The organism is Amycolatopsis sp. La24, from assembly GCF_029087445.1.
Taxonomy (GTDB): Bacteria; Actinomycetota; Actinomycetes; order Mycobacteriales; family Pseudonocardiaceae; genus Amycolatopsis; species Amycolatopsis nivea.
Genome location: NZ_JARACH010000027.1, coordinates 37887 through 54879 on the forward strand (window position 1 = coordinate 37887; position 16993 = coordinate 54879).

The 16993-nt window shown below is 69.9% G+C and carries 19 protein-coding genes; 8 read left to right on the forward strand and 11 right to left on the reverse strand.

Translation table 11 applies throughout. The features are described 5' to 3' along the window. Window positions 1–561 carry a hypothetical protein gene (locus PUT80_RS24510; RefSeq protein WP_275293623.1) on the forward strand — a complete coding sequence of 187 codons (561 nt, stop codon included), beginning with the start codon at window positions 1–3 and terminating at the stop codon, window positions 559–561. Window positions 562–957: 396 nt separating this feature from the next. On the opposite strand, the gene PUT80_RS24515 is transcribed toward PUT80_RS24510, so the two are convergent. The 3 genes from PUT80_RS24515 to PUT80_RS24525 are packed head-to-tail and all read right to left on the reverse strand — an operon-like array spanning window position 958 to window position 3515. Then, the gene (locus PUT80_RS24515) at window positions 958–1836 is read right to left on the reverse strand and encodes a hypothetical protein (RefSeq protein ID WP_275293624.1); all 879 of its coding nucleotides are present in this window, start codon (window positions 1834–1836) and stop codon (window positions 958–960) included. Window positions 1837–1881: 45 nt separating this feature from the next. Continuing rightward, a complete protein-coding gene (locus tag PUT80_RS24520; protein WP_037814020.1) occupies window positions 1882–2544 on the reverse strand; it encodes an MSMEG_1061 family FMN-dependent PPOX-type flavoprotein in 663 nt (220 codons plus the stop codon). A gap of 11 nt (window positions 2545–2555) precedes the next feature. Continuing rightward, window positions 2556–3515, reverse strand: a complete 960-nt coding sequence (locus tag PUT80_RS24525) for a PDR/VanB family oxidoreductase (protein ID WP_275293625.1) — start codon at window positions 3513–3515, stop codon at window positions 2556–2558. Window positions 3516–3582: 67 nt separating this feature from the next. On the opposite strand from PUT80_RS24525, the gene PUT80_RS24530 reads away from it, so the two are divergent. Beyond that, on the forward strand, window positions 3583–4224 hold the full coding sequence (locus PUT80_RS24530) for a TetR/AcrR family transcriptional regulator C-terminal domain-containing protein (RefSeq protein ID WP_051729012.1): 642 nt from the start codon (window positions 3583–3585) through the stop codon (window positions 4222–4224). On the opposite strand, the gene PUT80_RS24535 is transcribed toward PUT80_RS24530, so the two are convergent. Beyond that, complete coding sequence (locus PUT80_RS24535) at window positions 4221–4799, reverse strand: TetR/AcrR family transcriptional regulator (protein ID WP_275293626.1); 579 nt, start codon at window positions 4797–4799, stop codon at window positions 4221–4223. The genes PUT80_RS24530 and PUT80_RS24535 overlap by 4 nt on opposite strands. A 115-nt stretch (window positions 4800–4914) precedes the next feature. Between PUT80_RS24535 and PUT80_RS24540 the strand changes: the two genes are divergently transcribed. Then, complete coding sequence (locus PUT80_RS24540; RefSeq protein WP_275293627.1) at window positions 4915–5778, forward strand: NAD(P)H-binding protein; 864 nt, start codon at window positions 4915–4917, stop codon at window positions 5776–5778. Here PUT80_RS24540 and PUT80_RS24545 read toward each other — a convergent pair. Further along, window positions 5753–6322, reverse strand: coding sequence for a TetR/AcrR family transcriptional regulator (locus tag PUT80_RS24545; RefSeq protein WP_037814012.1), 570 nt, complete (start codon window positions 6320–6322; stop codon window positions 5753–5755). The two genes, PUT80_RS24540 and PUT80_RS24545, sit on opposite strands and share 26 nt — an antisense overlap. Window positions 6323–6417: 95 nt before the next feature. Here PUT80_RS24545 and PUT80_RS24550 point away from each other — a divergent pair, with 95 nt between their 5' ends. Next, window positions 6418–7320 carry an NmrA/HSCARG family protein gene (locus PUT80_RS24550; protein WP_275293628.1) on the forward strand — a complete coding sequence of 301 codons (903 nt, stop codon included), beginning with the start codon at window positions 6418–6420 and terminating at the stop codon, window positions 7318–7320. Between the two features lie 187 nt (window positions 7321–7507). Next, complete coding sequence (locus PUT80_RS24555) at window positions 7508–10135, forward strand: hypothetical protein (protein WP_275293629.1); 2628 nt, start codon at window positions 7508–7510, stop codon at window positions 10133–10135. A 15-nt stretch (window positions 10136–10150) separates the two neighbouring features. Here PUT80_RS24555 and PUT80_RS24560 read toward each other — a convergent pair whose 3' ends face one another. From PUT80_RS24560 to PUT80_RS24575, 4 genes are all read right to left on the reverse strand, one after another. Beyond that, complete coding sequence (locus PUT80_RS24560; protein WP_275293630.1) at window positions 10151–10483, reverse strand: hypothetical protein; 333 nt, start codon at window positions 10481–10483, stop codon at window positions 10151–10153. Next, entirely contained in the window at window positions 10480–10641 is a 162-nt protein-coding gene (locus PUT80_RS24565) for a hypothetical protein (protein WP_158691359.1), read from the reverse strand. Before PUT80_RS24565 ends, PUT80_RS24560 begins: the two co-directional genes overlap by 4 nt. Before the next feature lie 26 nt (window positions 10642–10667). Beyond that, on the reverse strand, window positions 10668–11756 hold the full coding sequence (locus PUT80_RS24570; RefSeq protein ID WP_275293631.1) for a glycosyltransferase family 2 protein: 1089 nt from the start codon (window positions 11754–11756) through the stop codon (window positions 10668–10670). A gap of 180 nt (window positions 11757–11936) precedes the next feature. Beyond that, entirely contained in the window at window positions 11937–13205 is a 1269-nt protein-coding gene (locus tag PUT80_RS24575; protein WP_275293632.1) for a cation:proton antiporter, read from the reverse strand. A gap of 213 nt (window positions 13206–13418) precedes the next feature. On the opposite strand from PUT80_RS24575, the gene PUT80_RS24580 reads away from it, so the two are divergent. Genes PUT80_RS24580 through PUT80_RS24590 form a run of 3 tightly spaced genes read left to right on the forward strand, consistent with a single transcriptional unit; the run spans window position 13419 to window position 15700 of the window. After that, window positions 13419–13946 carry a DUF1453 domain-containing protein gene (locus tag PUT80_RS24580; RefSeq protein WP_275293633.1) on the forward strand — a complete coding sequence of 176 codons (528 nt, stop codon included), beginning with the start codon at window positions 13419–13421 and terminating at the stop codon, window positions 13944–13946. Between the two features lie 39 nt (window positions 13947–13985). After that, window positions 13986–15068 (forward strand): histidine kinase, encoded by a 1083-nt coding sequence (locus PUT80_RS24585; protein ID WP_275293634.1) that lies wholly within the window; start codon window positions 13986–13988, stop codon window positions 15066–15068. After that, window positions 15065–15700, forward strand: coding sequence for a response regulator transcription factor (locus PUT80_RS24590; protein ID WP_037814000.1), 636 nt, complete (start codon window positions 15065–15067; stop codon window positions 15698–15700). The genes PUT80_RS24585 and PUT80_RS24590 overlap by 4 nt, the downstream gene beginning before the upstream one ends. Before the next feature lie 24 nt (window positions 15701–15724). Here the strand turns inward: PUT80_RS24590 and PUT80_RS24595 are convergent, their stop codons facing one another. Together PUT80_RS24595 and PUT80_RS24600 are read right to left on the reverse strand one after the other, a co-directional pair. Continuing rightward, window positions 15725–16333 (reverse strand): hypothetical protein, encoded by a 609-nt coding sequence (locus tag PUT80_RS24595; protein WP_275293635.1) that lies wholly within the window; start codon window positions 16331–16333, stop codon window positions 15725–15727. Between the two features lie 17 nt (window positions 16334–16350). Further along, window positions 16351–16926 (reverse strand): dihydrofolate reductase family protein, encoded by a 576-nt coding sequence (locus PUT80_RS24600; protein WP_275293636.1) that lies wholly within the window; start codon window positions 16924–16926, stop codon window positions 16351–16353. Between the last annotated feature and the right edge of the window lie 67 nt (window positions 16927–16993).

A 16993-nucleotide genomic window follows, 5' to 3' on the forward strand; every position in this document is an offset into this window, starting at 1 on the left:
GTGGCGGACGAATGGTTCGAATACGACGGCGAGCTCGGCGAGACTGAGCGCCGCTTTGTCGAGGCGCTGCGGATTCGCGCGGCTCATTGGCGCGCGAGCCCGCTCGACAGCCGAGTGGATCCGCCCGACGCGGAGCTTCCGCTGATCGCTTCCCTGGACCTGTCCGATCCGGTCGCGCGCTGCGTACTCATGACCCTCGGGGTGCATCTGGACGGCCGGACCCTGCGCGGCGACGAGGTGCACAACCAGTTGTTCACCCTGCCGGACGAGCCGACCAAGCTGGCGTTCGCCGCCACCGGCGGGCCGGAAGAATTGGCGACGCGGGCGGCGAACTGGTTCGAAGCTGTTTTGCGTCGGCCGGTCGTGCGCTGCGAATGGACGCTCACGCGGCAGATCCACCTGTTCGCGGACACCGGGGAGATCGTCGGGGGCGGGGACGGCCGCAGGTTTTGCTCGCCTGGCCAGCTCGACCGGGTGGCCGCCACCGGTCGCCTCGACGGCGGACGCTGGGTCGACGCCGGAGGGTTCCGGCAGCCGGATCTCGTTGTCCGCGTCCGGTGATCAGGGCGGCCGCTGGGTCAGGTGCCGCGGCGCTCCGCGGTCAGCAGGTCGACCGCGCCCGGCCGGATGCTCACCGTCCATCCGTCCAGGGGAAAGCCGCTCGCGACGTTCACCTTCCGCGGCGGGCGGGTGCCCGGCTACGACCGTGACCGGTGCGCAGACGCTGGCCGAAGCGCTCGCAGCGCATCCTGGCGATCACGCCCGGGCTTTTCAGGTCTACGAGGCGAAACACCGGCGGCAGGTGGACCCGAAGCATCGGCGCGTCAACCTTGTCGCCGCGCTGCTCGTTCCGCGGACTCGGCACGGGCTGGCACTGCGCAATACCGTCGGCAGAGCGGTCGGCCTCGTCACCCGAAACGCCGTGACTGCCAAGGAGAACAGCTGCCGGGACCTCGGTCAGGCGAGGCCCAGTTCCTCGCGCAACCCTTCCCACGCGATGACGTCGTCCTCGTTCCCGGTGTGCGGCGCGGAAAACCAGTCCGCGTACTCGCGCAGTTCGGAGAGCCGCCAGTCGAGGGCGAACAGTTCCAGCATTTCCGGGTCCAGACCCGGGGTGCCGGGCAGGTCGGCGTAGTCGCGTTCGCGCGGGGCGACGGCGAGGGTTTCCCAGTCGACCAGGCGCAGGCCCTCAGGAGTGGCGACCTGGTTGCCGTGATGGGGTTCGCCGTGCGTCGGGACCCAGGATCCGCGCTGGGAGGCGGCTAGCGCGGCCAGTTCGAGGTAGCGGTCGTTCCAGCGTTTGATCGCATCGCCGCGGGACGCGAGGGCGGTGCGGGCTTCTTCGGCCAACGGGCCGGACGTCCAGGGTTCGGCGGTGCGGGCGCGCAGTTCGTCGGCGAAGCCGGGGCCGACCGTTGGTGCCCACTCGCGCAGTCCGGCGGGCGGCGGGGTGCGGTGCAGGGCGTCGAGCGCGGCGAGGATTGCCGGTTTGTCGACCTCGTCTTCCGCGGGGCTGCGGCCGTCAAGCATCGGGGTGACGCTGAGCGCGCCGGCTCCGGTGTCGACGGTGAACCGGCCGGACCGCGTCGGCACCGGGGCGCAGACGAACTCAAGCCCGGCTGCGGCCAGTTCGGCGGCGCTCGCATAAGTGCTTTCCAGTGACGCCGCGGTGTGCCGGGGTTCGAGCTGGTCCAGCGTGACGAACAAGGAGCCGGCGCGCCAGTGGTGCGCGCCGAAACCCCAAGGCAGGTAAGCGATCTCGGAGACGGGCTGCCACTGTTCGGTGAGTGCGCGGGTGATGGTGTCGTCGGTGGGAAAGGCCGGTCGGGATCGCACAAAACGGATACTAGGCAGCGCTTCGCGGTGGGAGCAACGGAGTTTCTAGAACAGCTCGGTCCGGTAGTTTTCGTCGACCACGTCGTACAGGCCGCCGTTCACGAGGTCGCCGAGGCTGTTGTTGATTTTCTGCGCCTGTTCGGCGATGGAGAGGGTGTAGAAATCGCCGCCGAGGGTCGCCGCCTCGGCGAGTCCGCGGGTGTCACCCTCCCACAATTTCGCTCGGATGACGGCTTTTCCGCACTGCCCGAACACTTCGCGCACGCGGACGACCGTCGCGAGGACTGCGGGTTTGTTGTCCGCGCTGAGCATGCTCAGCAGTTCCGGATCGTCGGTGACGAAGGCGTCACCGTTGACGCGGATCACCTCGCGCAGGCCCGGCACGAAGAACACGAGCCCGATCGACGAGGTGGCGGTGACGTTCTCGAAGGTGTCGGCGAGTTTGTTGCCGGGACGGTCGGGGATGGCGAGCGTCCACGGGTCGAGAACCCGCACCGAACCGGGCGGGTCGCCTTTCGGGCTGACGTCCATCAGGCCGTCCGCGCCGAAGGTGGCGGCGCAGAAGAACGGGCTGTGCGCGATGAACCGCATGGCGAATTCGCCGAGCTGCGGTTCCTTTTTCTCGGCGATGAACTGGTCCGGGAAACCGATGATCTCCCGGATGCGCGCCATGGTGATCGGCGCGTACGCGTCGGCTGCGGTGGTCATGGGCTCTCCCGTCACAGGTCGAGGACGAGGCGTGGGGTGCGGGCGCGGGACACGCAGACGAACATCCGGTCGCCTGCCGCTTGTTCGCTCGGGGAAAGGATGCCGTCGCGGTGGTCGGGGACGCCGTCGAGCACCTTGGTCTCGCACGAGCCGCAAATTCCGGACCGGCACGAGGTCACCGGGCGGATGCCGGCCTTTTCCAGTGCGCTGACAATGCTTTCGTCAGCGGCGACGGACACGGTCTTCTTCGAGGCCGCGCATTCGACCTCGATCGGCTTGTTCTCCGCGGGAGGAGCCTGCGGGGCTTTGAAGCGTTCCAGGCGCAGTGCTTCGGCGGGCCAGTTCTCGGCCGCGGTGTCCAAATCGGACAGCAGCGAAGCCGGTCCGCAGGCGTAGACCTTCGCCCCGGCTTCGACGGGCTTTTCCAGCGCGGACAACGAAATCCGGCCGATGGTGTCCGACGGATGGCAGTGCACGCGCTCGCCGTAGCCGCGGAGTTCGTCGAGGAACGGCATCGACGTGCTGGTGCGGCCGCCGAAGTACAGCTGCCAGTCGGCGCCCTTGGCCGCCGCGGTGCGGACCATCGGCAGGATCGGGGTGATGCCGATGCCGCCCGCCACGAAGACGTACGACTGGGCGGCGTGGAAGCCGAAATTGTTCCGCGGGCCCTTGATCGCGACGCGCTGGCCGGGGCGGAGAAACGCGTGCACGTATTCCGAGCCGCCGCGGCTCGCGCGTTCCCGGCGGACGCCGATCCGGTAGTACGCGCGTTCGCCGGGCGGACCGCAGAGCGAGTACTGCCGTTCGACGCCGTTCGGCAGCACGAGGTCGATGTGCGCGCCGGGATCCCAGCTCGGCAGCGGTTTCCCGGTGGCGGCGGCCAGGTCCAGCGAGACGACGCCGTCGGCTTCCCAGCGCAGCTGCCGGACGAAGACGTCCAGCTGCCCGGCGGTTCCGGCGTTCGAGGTCATCGGCTTCCCTCCCTTTGTTAACGTTGTTACTCCGCGCCTCGCCGAGAGTATTGGTAACATCGTTAACATGTCAACCGACACGAAACGGGCGGGAATCGCCGCGACGCGCGCCGAGCGGGCGGTGGCCGAGGCGCTGGACCTGGTCGACGCGGGCGGGCTCGAGGCGCTCACCATGCGCCAGCTGGCCGACCGGATGGGGTTGCACCTGCCCGCGATCTACCGCCTGTTCGACGGCAAGGACGCGCTGATCGACGAGATGGCCGAGGCGATCCTCGCCGGCGCGGTCGCGAAGCTGCCCGCCGGGGACGGCGACTGGAAGAGCCGCGTGCGGAGCATGGCCGCCGGATTGCGCACGGCGCTGCTCGCGCATCGGGACGGGGCGCGGATCGTCGGCGGGAACTACGCGGCGAAGCGCAGCAATCTGACCTTTGTGGACAGTCTGCTCGGCGGCCTGCTGGCGTCCGGGCTGCCGCGCAAGCACGCGATCTGGGCGACGAGCGCGGTTTTCTGCTTCGTGCTCGGCGAAACGCTCGAAGAACAGGGCGCGACCGGCGACGAGGTCGAGGTGCTGAAGGGCGTGCTGGGGGCGCGGAAGTACGTGCACCTGGAGGCGGGGCCGGTGGAGTCGATGCTCGATTTCGAGGAGCGGTTCCAGTTCGGGCTGGAGCTGCTGCTCGCCGGGGTGGACGCGGTGGCGGGGCGGCCCTAGGTTTCCCGCGGACGGCGGATCCCGTCCAGCAGGTAAGCGGTGCGCCGGTCGTAGGCGTCCCGGGCAGGCCGTTCGCCGTGTTTGAGGGCGAGGGCGTTGTCGACGACGAGCGCGTGGAGGTCGCCCGCGGTGAACTCCGGCCGCACCGCGCCCGCGGCCCGCGCCGCCGCGACCAGTTCTTCGTTCGCCTCGCTTCCGACCCGGCAGATCTCCATGAGCTGCGGCGAGTGCGGATAGATCTGCAACAGGACGTCGTTGACGGCGGGCTGGCGGTACTGGAGGTCGCGCAGTTCGGTGAGGTAGCAGGCGATCTGCTCGCCGGCGTCGTCGATGGCCCGCGTGCGGTCGATGACGGCGAACAGTTCCGTCGCGACGACCTCTTCGATCACCGCCTCGATGAGCCCGATCCGGCCGCCGAACCGGTTGAAGATCGTGGCCTTGCTGACCCCCGCCGCTCGTGCGACCTCCTCCAGCGGGACCGTGAGGCCGCGGCCTTGGAAGGCGCCGATCGCGGCGGCGCGGATCTGCTCGGAATTGCGCCTGGCGTCGGCGCGCAGCCCGGACTCCGAAGGCACTGCGCCCTCCCTCTCGCTGTCGCCTCGCGGCGTAAGTTGACTCGCTTGGTCAGCTTACCTAAAGTCGGGAGAGGAGAAGTTGACCAGTGGGGTCAACTTAGATCTAGGGGCAGAAATGATCGTTGTCACCGGCGCTACCGGCGGGCTGGGCGGCACCACCGTCGAGCACCTCCTCAAGCGCGTACCCGCGGACCAGATCGGCGTCAGCGTCCGGGATCCCGCGAAAGCGCAGCACTTCGCCGACCGTGGGGTGCGCGTGCGACAGGGTTCCTACGAGGATCCGGCCGCGCTGCGCGACGCGTTCGCCGGTGCTGAGCAGGTCCTTCTGGTGTCCGGCAACGACCCGGCCGCCGACATGGTCAGCCTGCACCGAGGCGCCGTCGACGCGGCTGTGGCGGCCGGGGTCCGGCGGATCGTCTACACGAGCCAGCACGGAGCTGTCCCCGGAAACCCGTACAGGCCGTCGGACATCCACGTCGCCACCGAAGCGATCCTCGCCGACTCCGGAGTCGCCTGGACCGCACTGCGCAACGGCGCCTACGGCCCGCTCGACCAGGTGCTTGGTCCGTGGCAGCGGACCGGCGAGATCGCGCAACCGGCAGACGGGCCCGTCCCGTACACCGACCGTGCGGACATCGCCGAGGCCACTGCGGTTGTCCTCGCTGGCACCCGCGTCATCGACGGCCCTGTCACGCTCGCCGCTCCGGCCGCGGTCACCTTCGACGACTTCGCCGAGATCGCTTCGCGGCTCACCGGTCGTAGCGTCAAACGTGTTGTCGTGGAAGACGAACGGTGGGTTGCCGACCAGGTCGCGCTCGGCGTCCCGGAACAGCTGGCCCGGCTGATGCTGACCTGGTACCAGGCTTCCCGCGCGGGCTATTTCGCCGAGCCCGGCACCCTGCTGGCGGAGCTTCTCGGCCGCGAGCCGCGCACGGTCGCGGACCGGCTCGCCGTCAGCCTCGACCCGGCTGCGGGCTGATTCCCGCCACCGCGATCCGGAACAGCCGGCTGGCTTCGGCGGCCGGTTCCGGATGGCGTTCGGTCGTCAGCGTGATGCCGACGATCAGCGCGATCAGATCGCCGACCGTCACCTCCGGCGAGACGGCCCCGTCGCGAGCGGCGCGGGCCACTAGCGGTGCCGCGGACTCCTCCAGTGTCATCGAGCAGGAGTTTCCGTGCGTCGGATCCGGCACGTCGTACGCGAGTGCGGCGGCGAGGCCGCGCGCGGTCACGCAGTAGCTGACTACGTCGTCCAGCCATTCCAGGAGCGCTCGGCGGCTGTCGGCTTCCCCAGCCAGTTCTTGGGCACGCGCGGCCAGTAGCGCGATCCGTTCCTGTGAAACGGCTTCCAGCAGCGCGTGCCGGGTGGGGAAGTGCCGTCGCACGGTCGCGGAGCCGACCCCGGCAGTGCGCGCGATCTGCTCCAGTGACGCGTTCGCCCCGTGTGCGGCGACCTCCGCTTCGGCCACCTCGAGAATCCGCGCGTAGTTGCGCCGCGCGTCCGCGCGCTGCTGGCCGGGCATGGCGTGACCTCCGGGTTTGCTAAGTGGCGGGCCCCGCCGTATCGTAGCGGACACGAAATGGCGGGCCCCGCCACTTAGCGTTCCCAGGGAGAATCATGAGTGAGGCAGCACCGGTACTGGTCGTCGGCGCGACGGGACGGCAGGGCGGCGCGACGGCGCGCGAGTTGCTGGCGGCGGGAGTTCCCGTCCGCGCGCTGGTCCGCGATCCGGCGGCGGACCGGGCGAAGGCGGTCGAGGCGGCGGGCGCGGAGCTCGTCGTCGGGGATTTGCTCGATCGGGACGGGCTGGCCCGGGCGGTGAAGGGCGTGCGGGCGGTGTTCAGCGTGCAGATGCCGGACATGAGCGGGGCCGAGCCGGATTTCGCCGGGGAGGTGACCCAGGCGGTGAATCTCCTCGATGCGGCGAAAGACGTCGGCGTGCCGCAGTTCGTGCACACCTCGGTGAGCGGCGCGGGATCGCCGGAACTGGCCGACGAGCGCTGGGCGTTCCTGGCGCCGGCGATGGAGGCGAAGGCGGCGATCCAGGATCGGCTCCGGGCGGCGGAATTCCCGCGGTGGACGTTGCTCAAGCCGGGGTTCTTCATGGAGAACTTCCTGCCGTCCACGCAGTACGTCTTCCCGCGCGGCATCGAGGGCGGGCTGGTGACGATCCTGCGTCCGGAAACCCGGCTGTCGCTGGCCGCGACGCGGGACATCGGCCGGGCGGCCGCGGCGGCGATCGCGGAACCGGAGCGGTTCCACCGGGTCGAACTGGAACTGGCGAGCGATTACCGGTCGATGGCCGAGATCGCGCCGGTCCTGTCCCGGGTGCTGGGCGTGCCGCTGCCGGTGCCGGACATGACCGTCGAGGAGGCGCTCGCCGCGGGGATGCCGCCGATGGGCTTTTCGCATGCGATGCTGAACGCGCTCGGGCAACCGGCGCGGCCCGAGTTCGCGCGGGAACTCGGGATTCCGCTGACCAGCTTCGAGGAATGGGCTGAGACGGCTATGCGGGCCTGAACGCTTGGCGCAGCAAGAATTTCAGGTCCGGACGGTGCACGGGTCGTCGGTGTTGAGTGCGCAGGACCCTCGTCGCCGTTCTGGCACGGCGGGCTGCTTTCCCGGTAGAAAGGAAAGATCATCGGGGAGGGAGTACCCAGTGAAGGTCCTTCTGCGTAAATTTGTCCCCATCGCGGCAGCCGCCGTCTTGGCAGTCACCTTGGCGCCGTCGGCAGCGGCGAGTCCGGCAGCTTCGCCCGAATGGCGCGTCGCCGACGGCCAGTTGCTCTGGACCGCGCCGAAGCCGCTGTTCGGCGACGGTGCGGTGGAGTTCTGGTCCGGCGGCAAGCTGCTCGGCCGCGCCCAGCCGCGGGCCGACCTGCGGACGTTTTCGCTGCCGGCCGGCGGGATCCGCGATCTGCGCGGGCTGGAGGTGCGCGTCGGCGGCCGTTCGCTGACCAATCCGCCTCGCGCGACGGCGAAGCAACCGGCCGCGGCGCCGCTGCCCGAGCTGCCCGCTAATGCGGTGGATCCCGGTAAACCCGGGCAGTTCTCGACGGTCAAGGGCGAGTATTCGCTCGACCCGGTGCGGCTGCCGGGGCTGGACGGGCCGATCGAGATGCAGGGCCTGGTCGTCGCGCCCCGGCACGCGCCGGGGAACCGGCCGCTGGTGGTGTTCCTGCACGGCCGCCACCAGCCCTGTTACCACCCGGCCGATCCGGACGACTACTCGACGGCTTGGCCGTGCAAGGCCGGGATGCTGCCGATCCCGAGCTACCGCGGCTACCTGCAGACCCAGGAATTGCTGGCGTCGCAGGGATTCGTGACAGTGTCCGTTTCGGCTGACGCGATCAACGCGCTCGACCACGCGGTGCAGGACGGCGGCGCGCAGGCCCGGTCGTCGCTGGTGCGGCTGCACCTGGCGCACTGGGCGGACTGGTCCGGCATCGACCGCGCGACCGCACCGCAGATCGTCCGCGATTCGCCGGCCGCGGATCTGTCGAATGTGGTGCTGGTGGGGCATTCCCGCGGCGGCGAGGGCGTCAACCGCGCGGCGATGGACAGTCTGTATCCGCCGCCGGGCGACACCGGGTTCTCCGGTCCGGTCCGGTGGAAGATCCGCGGCGACGTGCTCATCGCACCGACCGTGTTCGGGTTCAACCCGGTGCCGGACGTCCCGTCGGTCACCTTCCTGCCCTCCTGCGACGGCGACGTTTCGAGTCTTCAGGGGCAGCAATACGTCGACGGTACGCGCGGCGTCAGCCAGGGCACGGCTCTGCACAGCGCGCTGTACATCTCGGGCGCCAACCACAACTACTTCAACTCGGAATGGACGCCTGGCGTCGCGGTGGCTCCGGCGCAGGACGATTTCTTTTCCCCGCAGCCGGATCCGTACTGCTCGCCCGGCATGCCCGCGAGGCTGACGGACGCGCAGCAGCGAGCGGTCGGCGCGACCTATGTCGCCGCTGCGGCGCACCTGTTCCAGAAGCACGATCTGCGCATGGAGCCGCTGCTGGACGGTTCCGGCGTACGCGCGCCGTCCGCCGATCCGGCGCACGTGCTGGCGCACGCTCTCGGCGGTGCGCGGACCCCGGTGCTGGTCCCGGATTCGTCGACCAAGGTCACCGGGAGCGGCGACATCTGCCAGCAACTGGGTCCGGACCGGCGGTGCCTCGTCGACTCCGGCGCGTCCAAATCGCCGCACTTCGTCGGGCTGGACGATGCTCCCGATCCGTCGCGGACCGCCGTGCACGTGCGCTCGGCGACGGCCGGGGTTCCGGCGAAAATCCAGCTGCCGCAACCGGTTTCGCCGAACGGCGCGCGGGCGCTGGCGATGCGGCTCATCGCGCCGGAGAACGTCCCGGCCGAGTCGTTCGACGTCGCGGTCTTCGACACGCGGGGCAAACGCACGAAACTGGGTGCGGTGACGGTGGCCGGACTGGCCGGGAACGAACGCACGAAATCCTTCTGGGGCCAGGAAGTCCGGGTGCCGCTGCCGCCGCAGCTGGAGGTGGCCAGCCTGGAGCTGACGCCGCGGACAGCGGGCGGCGAGGCGTGGCTGCTGGACGCGTACGCCTGGCGTCCCGGTCTGCCCGACCCGAATCCGGCCCCGCTGACCCGGATCGACCTCGGTTCGATGACGGTCAAGGAAGGCGATTCCGGCTCGAAGACGTACCAGATCCCGGTCACCGTGACCGGCGACGGCGGCGGTTCGCTGCGCGTCTTCCGGGCGGACACGGTCTCGCCGATGTCGGTGAAGTGGACCTATCAAGCGGTCGCACTCGCGCCGGGACAGCACACGCTCGACCTGCCCGTGACGCTCGCCGGGAATACCCGGTGGAGTTGGCCGTACCGGATGCTGGCCGAGGTGCAGGCCACCCGCGGCACGGTGATCGGGTCGGCGGAGGGCTCGCTGAACGTCGAGAACGATGACCCGGCTCCGAAGATCAGCGTCGGGCAGTCCGAGGCGTCCGCGGTGGAGGGCAGTGCGCTGACGTGGCCGGTCCGGCTGTCCACAGTGGCCGATTCGGACGTCAGCGTGCTCGGGCAGGTGAAGGCGCCGAAGACCGGGCCGGAACTGATGACCTCGGACGTCGATCCGGAGTGGCTGATCGAGCACGGCCTCGATCCGGCGAAGAAGCAGCCGTTGTCGGAGACCGGGTTGACGGCGGTGGTGCAGATTCCGGCGGGGAAGACGAGCGGTGAGCTGACGATCCCGACTGTGCGGCACGACGGGGCGGACCCGGCGAAGCACGTGCTACTGCAGGTGACGGGCGAGCCGAGGGAATCCGGCCCGGACGTGGACGTCACGGGGACGGTGACGGATGCGGGCTGACGCCGGACAGCTCGGTCAATCCTCCTGGTCCGGGTGTCGGGCCAGGAGGATTTTCCGTCCGCGCCTGCCGGTTTCGCGGAAACCGTGCCGCAGATAGAACGCGTGTGCCCGGGGGTTGACCTCGAGGACTTCGAGCACCAGCGGCTGTTTCCGCTCCGCCGCGACGTCGATCAGCCAGCGGAGCAGGCCCGCGCCGTCGACCGTGATCATCTGCCACATGCGAGGAGAGAAGGCGCGGTCGTGGTAACGGCGCTGGTTTTCGTCGTCCCAGCCCCAGATCGCGGCGACATGCTCGCCCAGCGCGGCCTGGTGCACGCGGAACAGAAATCGCTGTCCGCGGCCGGTCACCGGTCCTGGTTGCGGACCTTCGGCAGGATCCGCAGCATGGCCGTTCCCGCTGCCAGCAAAGCGAATCCCGCCAGCAGCAGCCACAGGACGTTCACTCCGGTGAACGCGAGTCCGCCGGTCATTCCCGCGGCCGAGGCCGCGCCGATTTTCTGGTACATGGGGGTTCCCTCTTCCGTCCGGGTGTTCACCAGTTCTTGCGGGTGCGCAGGAGCGCGTCCGCGTATGCCTTGAGATGGCAGGCTTGCAGGAAATAGTCGAGCACCAGCTCGTACATCGACGCGGCGAGCAGCATCCGGCGCCAGCCGCGGTAGCGCACGGTCACTACCCGCTCCACCACGAAGATCGCCGAGATGCCGAGCCACCACGGGTTGAGGTGCAGGCCGCCGTGGAACAGGGCGATCGCGAGGGCGGTCAGGTAGACCGCGCTGACCAGCACGCCCGCGATCGTCATCAGCTGCCTGCCCCAGTACCGCCACGTGACGCGGGTCAGTCCATATTGGACACAGTTCTCCACCGCGCCGCGCTTCCACCGCAGGCGTTGTGTCCACAGTGCACTCCAGCTGGTCATGACCTCGGTTTCCAGCGTGCACGCGCTGGGCGAGATCACCCGGTGGCCGAGGTGCAGCAGGGCGAAAGTGAGTTCGTTGTCCTCGGTGAGCACGGTGGTGTCGTAGATCCCGCCGCGGCCGTCGCCCGCGGGCAACCGTTCGGCGAGCCGGGCAGCGGAGACCTCGCGGAGGGTGCGGACCCGGAACATCGCCGCGGTTCCGGTCAGCACCAGGCATTTTCCGCGCAGCCGGTGCACGTCGCGGGCGTATTCGTTGCGCTGGAGGTGTCCGACGAAACCGCCGCCTGGGCCGCCGCGGAAGACTCCGCCTACGCCGCCGTATCCGTGGTCGAGGTGGTGCAGTGCGGTGCTGACGAACTGCGGGTCCAAAGTGGAATCGGCGTCTTGGACGAGGATCACGTCGTCCTCGTCCAGGCGCGGCAGCAGCCAGGCGAGCAGCTGGTTGAGGGCGCCGGCCTTCTTGTGCGTGTTGTTTGTGGACGGTCGCACCCGGGCGCCGGCGATCGAAGCTACCGCGGCGGTGTTGTCGGTGCAGTTGTCGGTGACGACGAAAACCTCGTCGACGCTCCGGTCCTGTCCGCGCAGTGCGGCGACGGTGTGTGCGATCTGGGCTTCTTCGTCGTGCGCGGGGATGACGGCGACGACGCGCACGCTGCCGGAACGGTGCCGTCCGGTTCGTGGTTCGGCGAGCGTGGGTGCGGACATGAGCGGGGGTCCTCTGCGCGGAACTGCGACGTGGTGCGTCGCGCTTGACCCTTACTCTGTCGGCGGTCACGGAACGCTACATGAATCGTCCAGAGACCACCCGCGCGGGGGAGAATTTCCGCGAAACCTGTGTACTGCCTAGGGATTCTCAGTCTGCCGACTGGTCACTGTGCGTACCTGCTACTGAGACTGACGGTGCGTCCGCGGGGTCATCAGGCGGGCGATGAGCGGCGTCGAGCCGAGCCCGTGCAGGACGACGCTGCCGAGGACGCAGACCACTGTCAGGGTCAGGACGAGGTCGCTCTCCTCGCCGGTCAGGCCGTTGATCGCCAGCAGTCCGAAGACGACCGACGTCGTGCCGCGCGGGCCGAGCGCGCCGACGAGGAACCGGTCCCGGTGCGGCATCCGGGTCCGGCTCAGGGACAGCATCACCGGGACGATCCGCAGGACGGTCAGCGCGAGCAGGCAGAACACGACCGGCTGCCACGCGATGCCGAGGGACGCCACGACGACCGCGGCGCCGCCGACGACGAACCACATCGCCATGGTCAGGATCCCGGTGACCTCTTCGAGCAGTTGCAGGTCCTCCGACGGCCGGGCGAAGTGCTCGCGGGCGTGGCTGTCCGAGATGCGGAGGTGCCGTGCGGCGAAGGCGCGGTAGACGTAGCGGAAGGCGATCCCGCTGACGAAACAGGCGACGAATCCGTTGCCGTCGATGGCGACTGTCGCCGCGTAGGTCAGCAGGGGAGTCGTGAGGAGGGCGATGCGCCGTCCCTGTCCGGAAGTCCAGCCGGCGCGGACGGCGAGGAACAGCAGGATGCCGATCGCCGTGCCGACGACGGCTCCGGCGACAATGGCTTTGATCGCGAACGGCAAAGCGGTCGCGAGCGCTTTTCCGGCGGTATTCGCCGTATTGTCGCTGCGCGCGAGAATCAGCGCGAAAAGGAACAGCGGCGAGACCAATCCGTCGTTGTAACCGCTTTCGACATTCAGCACGCTGCGCACTTGCGGCGTCAGGGTTCGGTCGCGCACGACGCGTTCCGCGGCGGCGAAATCGCTCGGGATGACGATGCACGCGACGATCAGCAGCAACGGCCACGACAGACCCGGGAAGAACGCCCAGCCGGCCAGCATGGCCAGGCCGAGGCTCAGTGGCAGCGCGAAGAACAGCACCCGTGCGACGAGGCCCGGCGCGTGTCCCCACAGCCGTCCGCCGCGCACCTCGGTGGCGTCGACGAAAAGCAGCATCGCGAGAATGAGTTCGGCGACGTGCTGCGCGATTTCGGTGTCGAAGACGTCGAGCAGTTTCGCCGGACTCGCGAACAACGCGGTCGCGGCCCCGCACAGCACCATCAGCACGGGCGCGGCGATGTTCCACCGGTCGAGTCGTTTGGCCGCGAGCGCGCGCAGCAGAACCGCGGTCGAGAGGACCAGCAGTGCGGTAATCATCGTTCGTGAGGCTCCACGGCTTTTGGTCGCGCCCAGCCGTCTTCGGCCGCTGACGCTCCACAGTGTACCGGCGGGGGCCGGCCGGGCCCGGCATTCCGGGTGTACGTCACGTCCACCCGGATTCGGTCGATGGTTGGACGATTCTGCGGGCTCCGCTCCCTAGCGTCGGGAACGCGGGTGTTCCGGCCCGCCCGACTCCGGAAGAAGGCCGTGATGACTGACGCTCTCATCATGGGCGGGATCCTGCTCGCCCTCGTTCTTTTCACCCAGGTGGGCCGCCATCGGCACAACCTGCTCATGGGCATCATGCCGTTCGTTTCGTGCACCGTCATCGGGGTCCTGTACTTCACCGGCGGCATCTCGCTCACCGCGCCGAACCTGACGGCCGGCCTGGCCGGGGCTGTCGTCGGCGGGGTCGCCGGCGCGGGGCTGATCGCGACCACGCGGGTGGAGCGCAGCCCGGACACCGGGCGCGTGCAGACCTGGGCGGGCTGGCCGTACCTGCTGATCTGGCTCGCCGTGCTGGGCGGGCGGCTGGTGTTCGTGTGGGCGGTGGAGAACGTGCGCCCGTTCGCGGTGAAGGTCGGCGAATTCCTGGTCAGCGCGCATCTGGACAAGGACGGTGTCGGCCTGTTCTTCGTGCTGATGGCGCTGGCGATGGTCGCGGTGCGGGCCGGCGGGGTGCTGTGGCGGTCCCGGCAGCTCGAAGCCGTCCGCGATGGGCAGCCGGTGCGGGCCTGACTACGCTGAGCAGCGAAGAAGCCCAAGGGGAGGGACGCGATGACTCGGCTGCCGCTGGTCCTGATGCGGCTGCTCACGCCGGTCGCGTTCGTCGCGATTCTCGTCACCGCGCAGCCCCTGGCGGAGTGGGAGTGGGTGCCGCTGTCCGCTTCTGTGGCGAGCGGCCTGGCGTTCGGGGCGCTGGACCTTCGCTGGCCGCGGGCGGCGGTCGTGCTGCTTTCGCTGGCCGCGCTGTTCGGCACGGTCGTGGCGGTCGCGGACCCGAGTCTCACCGGACCGTCGCTGGTCTGCCTGTCCTTGCTCGTGTTGTCCTCGCTGGCCGCGATCACCCCGGCGGAGATCATCACGGTGGCTGCGGTCGTGGGGGTCGCAGCCGCTGTCGGCGGATGCCTCGCCGGGCAGCCGGGCGAGCTCGTGGCGGGGAACGCGCTCGCGGTGGCCGTGGTGGTGCTGCTCGGGCTCAACCGGCGGCAGTACCGGGTGCAGGCTCGGCAGGCCAGGGACCTGCTGGACCAGACGCGGCTCACCCAGGAGGCCGTCGCCCGGGGCGCGACGCTGGAGGAACGCGCCCGGCTGGCCAGGGAGGTCCACGACATCCAGGCGCATTCGCTCTCGGCGCTTTCGCTGCATTTGCAGGCCGCGGCGCGGTTGGTGGCCGAGTTGCCGTCCCCGGACGAAAAACTCGCCGCGTGCGTGCAGAAAGCCGGGCAGCTGGCGCAGGAAGGACTGATCGAGACGCGGCGGGCGGTGCACGCGTTGCGCGGCGATCCGATGGCGTTGCCGGAGTTGTTCGGCTCGCTGCCGGACAACGCGTCGATACAGGTGACCGGCGAACCGCGCGAACTCCCCGCGGACGTCACCCTGCTGCTGTACCGCACTGTCCAAGAAGGACTGTCCAATGCGCGCAAGCACGCGGCGGGTGCGCCGGTGTCGGTCGAACTGTCCTATCTGGACGGCGAAGTGACGATGACGGTGGTCAACCGGACGGGATCCGGCAGCGGCCTGCCCGGGGCCGGATACGGGCTGACCGGTCTGCGCGAGCGCGCGGAGCTGGTCGGCGGCGAGGTGACCGCGGGCCCGGATGGCGCGGGCTGGCGGTTGTCGGTGAGGATCCCGGCATGACGATCGTGCGCGTGCTCGTGGCCGAGGACCAGCCCGCGGTGCGGGAGGGTCTGGTGCTGCTGGTCGGGTTGCTGCCGGAGATCGAGGTCGTCGGACAGGCGGGCGACGGGATCGCGGCGATCGAGGAGACCCTGCGACTGCAACCGGACGTCGTGCTGATGGACCTGGACCTCCCGCGCTGCGACGGGGCGGCGGCGACCCGGCGGATCGTCGCGGACCTGCCGGGCACCCGGGTCGTGGTGCTCACGACCTACGCGGACAGCGCGTCGATCGTGCGCGCACTGGACGCGGGCGCGGTCGGCTACGTGACCAAGGCGGCGAACGGCGACGAGATCGGCCGCGCCATTCATGCGGCGGCGGCCGGGCAGACCGTGATGGACCTGTCGGTGCAGCGGACGTTGCTGGCCGCGGCCCGGCGCCCGGCCGCACCGCCGGAGGACGGGCTGACGGCGCGCGAGGTGGACGTGCTGAAGCTGGTCGCGGCGGGCCGGGGGAACCGGGAGATCGCGCGGGAACTGCAGGTCAGCGAGGCGACGGTGAAGACCCATGTGAACCGGATCTTCGCGAAGACCGGCTGCGGGACCCGGGCGCAGGCGGTGCGTTACGCGCATCAGCACGGCTACGCGGACTGAGCGACGACCTGGGTTCGCGGACAGTCAGCGGGCGAACCAGCCGGAGCGGAAGACCCGGGCCTCGCCCGCCACGGCGCGGCGGCACCAGTCCGCGACCGCCTCGCCGACCTCCGCCGGGCCGAGGGAGGACGTGTCGATCACGGTCATCGCCCAGTCCGGGCCCGGCACGCGCCCGACCCAGCGGTCCCAGCGCATCTCCGGCCAGGCGTCCGTCGTGACGGCTTCCGGGAGATGACCCGGGTTGTGAGCGTGCGCGCGCAGCCACGCCGCGAATGCTTGGTTCGCGGGGCTCGGCTCGCCGCGGCGGGCGAGCCGAGCCAGGTGGGCCTCGTCGCTGAGGTCGAGCAGGCAGCCAGCGATGTCGATCCGGTCCGCGCTCGGCGCCGCCAGTGCTTCGCCGACCGGTATCGGATCGCCTGCCAGCAGCAGGTGCCTGCCTTCGGCTTCGAGCGCGATCGCGCGCTGCACCGCGATTTCCACCTGCTCCTGCCGCCACGCGACGGTCGGCACGGCCGGGATCGGGCCCAGCGTGCTCAGTTCGGCGGTCTCGTACGTGTCGTCGAGCAGATGCCGCGCGTGCAAGCGAGCGGTGGTTTTGCCGACGCAGGACGCGCCCGAGACAACCAGCAACATTGCCCTGACGCTAGGGCCTACTGCCCGGAACTCTCCACCGAATTTTCCCGCACGTACCGCGAAAGCGTCGCCGCGCCAACGCGTTCCACCGACACGCACTCCAGGTGCGCGGGTCCGGTGCCGTCCGGGAAAAGGCGGGTGCCGTGGCCCAAAATGGTGGGGAAGGTCAGCAGCCGGTACTCGTCGACGAGGTCCGCAGCCATCAGCGTGTGCACCACGCTCAGGCTGCCGGTGACGACGACGTCCCGCTCTTCCCGTTTCACCGCGTCGACCAGGTCGCCGTCGAGGACCGACGAGTTCTGCCACGCGCTGGTGTCGGTCAGCGTGCTGGTGGCGACCAGTTTGGGCACGGCGTTCATCCGCTGCGAGAACGGGTCGTCGCGGTGCGGCCACAGGTGCGAGAACAGCTCCCAGGTCTTGCGCCCGAGCAGCAGGACCCCGTCGTCCAGCGTGGCGCCGAGGCGGAATTTGTCGCCCGCGACGGACTCCGGGCCGTGCCGGAAAGCCCAGCCGGCGTCCGGGGCACCGGAGGAGGCGTCCGGGTCGGACGAAATGCCGTCGAGGGTGGTGAAGGCGATGACGATGACGCTCATGGCGGAGATCCCTTCAATCGGTGTCGCCAGTACTTACCGGCGGCCCCGGCCGAACTCATCGGCGAAT

Coding starts and splice junctions, on each gene's coding strand:
- PUT80_RS24565 (WP_158691359.1), bottom strand. CDS start 10,641: ATGTACCAGAAAATCGGCGCGGCCTCGGCCGCGGGAATGACCGGCGGA.
- PUT80_RS24540 (WP_275293627.1), top strand. CDS start 4,915: ATGATCGTTGTCACCGGCGCTACCGGCGGGCTGGGCGGCACCACCGTC.
- PUT80_RS24570 (WP_275293631.1), bottom strand. CDS start 11,756: ATGTCCGCACCCACGCTCGCCGAACCACGAACCGGACGGCACCGTTCC.
- PUT80_RS24575 (WP_275293632.1), bottom strand. CDS start 13,205: ATGATTACCGCACTGCTGGTCCTCTCGACCGCGGTTCTGCTGCGCGCG.
- PUT80_RS24590 (WP_037814000.1), top strand. CDS start 15,065: ATGACGATCGTGCGCGTGCTCGTGGCCGAGGACCAGCCCGCGGTGCGG.
- PUT80_RS24580 (WP_275293633.1), top strand. CDS start 13,419: ATGACTGACGCTCTCATCATGGGCGGGATCCTGCTCGCCCTCGTTCTT.
- PUT80_RS24530 (WP_051729012.1), top strand. CDS start 3,583: ATGTCAACCGACACGAAACGGGCGGGAATCGCCGCGACGCGCGCCGAG.
- PUT80_RS24585 (WP_275293634.1), top strand. CDS start 13,986: ATGACTCGGCTGCCGCTGGTCCTGATGCGGCTGCTCACGCCGGTCGCG.
- PUT80_RS24520 (WP_037814020.1), bottom strand. CDS start 2,544: ATGACCACCGCAGCCGACGCGTACGCGCCGATCACCATGGCGCGCATC.
- PUT80_RS24550 (WP_275293628.1), top strand. CDS start 6,418: ATGAGTGAGGCAGCACCGGTACTGGTCGTCGGCGCGACGGGACGGCAG.
- PUT80_RS24525 (WP_275293625.1), bottom strand. CDS start 3,515: ATGACCTCGAACGCCGGAACCGCCGGGCAGCTGGACGTCTTCGTCCGG.
- PUT80_RS24595 (WP_275293635.1), bottom strand. CDS start 16,333: ATGTTGCTGGTTGTCTCGGGCGCGTCCTGCGTCGGCAAAACCACCGCT.
- PUT80_RS24600 (WP_275293636.1), bottom strand. CDS start 16,926: ATGAGCGTCATCGTCATCGCCTTCACCACCCTCGACGGCATTTCGTCC.
- PUT80_RS24545 (WP_037814012.1), bottom strand. CDS start 6,322: ATGCCCGGCCAGCAGCGCGCGGACGCGCGGCGCAACTACGCGCGGATT.